This window comes from Allobacillus salarius (genome assembly GCF_007559425.1).
In the GTDB taxonomy this organism is placed as follows: Bacteria; Bacillota; Bacilli; order Bacillales; family Alkalibacillaceae; genus Allobacillus; species Allobacillus salarius.
On the sequence record NZ_VMHE01000056.1, the window covers coordinates 285 to 2148 of the forward strand.

Annotated in this window: 2 protein-coding genes; both read right to left on the reverse strand. The window is 36.5% G+C overall.

Features of this window, described 5'->3' with window-relative positions; genetic code table 11:
- On the reverse strand, positions 1 to 203 hold a 203-nt coding region (locus FPQ13_RS13830; protein ID WP_033859221.1), incomplete at its 3' end, for a DUF2977 domain-containing protein.
- Positions 203 to 1864, reverse strand: a 1662-nt coding sequence (locus FPQ13_RS12935) for a phage baseplate upper protein (protein WP_186279687.1), incomplete at its 5' end; no start/stop codon positions are given. The genes FPQ13_RS13830 and FPQ13_RS12935, both read right to left, overlap by 1 nt.

Genomic DNA, 1864 nt, shown 5'->3' on the forward strand with positions numbered 1-1864 from the left:
TGGTTTGATGCATTCGGTACGTCTTCTTTTTCGAAATTGCTATTGTATTTAATTTCGCCGTTAGTGAAAACAAACTTTCTAGGTTCGAACTCTTCTTTAAATTTAATAGGCACATTGTTATCATCTACATCTAAACTATTGCGTAAACCGCCAGTATTAACGAATCCGATAACTTCGTTTTTATCGTTTACTGTGATTTTCATTATTTCCACCCCATAATTTTAGTTATAGTAACTTTGTTGGCATTCGCTCCAGAACCTGATGTTTTACCTAAATCAAAGTACACATCGTTATCTATTCTTAAAGTAGTGCTACTTGTTTTGGATAGTAAGCACTCATAAATACCGCCACCGTTGCCGTCTGAGTCAACTACATTCGCTTTACTCAATTGAATCGCGTTAGGTAATGCGGTTAGTCCGAATCCCTCAATAACGCCACCTGGATAAGTTCCACTTACCAACAAAATAGAATAGTTTGTGTACGGTTCAGTTAGATTGATTGTTGTACCTACACCATTTGCGCCACCGTCGAACAATACCGTTGATTTATGTTCATTAGGAACTGTCCACTGTTGCTCAAGTCTGCCGTTTGTGATTGATCGTGTGTAAATCTTTTTAGAGTTATAAGGTGTGAAGTTAAATAGCTTGTTTGTATCATCTTTAACGAATACCGATAAATAACCCTCATAACTTTCAACGCTACCTGGTAAATCCGGCACTCTTGTTGCATAGTAATTACCAGCAGTTAAATATCCCAAATCGCCTTGCGCATTATTTAAGTTAACTTGAATTGATTGACCATTCGCCTCTGTCATCTTATGTTGTTGCCAGCTCGTTGTTCCGAATTTATCATCTACATACTGCTTAGCTTGATTTAAAGCGTTGTTAGACGTTTCTTCAACAAATTGCTTAGTTAAGTTTCCATCATTCTTTTTATAAAACGGGTACCATGTGCCGTAGATTTTGTATTTTGTGTACTCATCGTTTGAATCGTCTGGGTACCATGTTGCACGAGCAGTATTATTATCAACAACATAAACAACTAACACACCAGATTTGCTTGATGTATAAGTTGATTCATCGAACGAAGAACCGTCATCAACACCATCTTGTCCAGGCTTCTCTAACGTGCCTATATCCGTCTTTTCTGGCGCATCTGTTGCATTAGTAATATGAATAATCCTAGATGTGTTAACTGCGCTTAAAACGCTATCTATGGACTGCTCATACGATTCAATTGCTTTACCGTAATCATCTGTAAGTTTAGACTTTTGCCAATTTGTTGTTGAATTACCTTTAACAAGGTCAGCGCCATTGATTTGTTGTTCAACTTCGTTAACACGTTCAAAAATCGCTTGCTCTTTTTCAACTATTTTATCGAATTCAGCTGTAACAGCTTGTGTTGCACTAGTTTGCGTCGCAGTAATAGCTTGTATAGCTTCGTTTTGCTTGATTTCGATTTGTTGAATGCCTTTTGTCGCACTATCATTCACTTTTGCTATTAACGTTTGTGTATCAGCCATATTTTGCTTTAATTGGTTAAAGTCTTTACCGACAGCTTCGATAGTATCTTGAATAGATTTGATATAAACAAGCTTTGTTATACCATCAAACCCACTAACTAAATCATTTTCAATATTGAAGCTAAATTGACGTTCAACAACAACATTATTACTCCCGTTTTGTGTAAAGAATGCCTGAGCATGCACCTTGCCTGAATGTTTTAAAAATTCATTCGGTATCACATACTGCAAACGCCCATTAATTGCGTCTACTATCGTTAATTCGTCTGAAATATAAGCGCCTCTATCTACGTTATAATCATCGGTTTTTAACACGATAGATGTTTTAACATGTTCAGAACT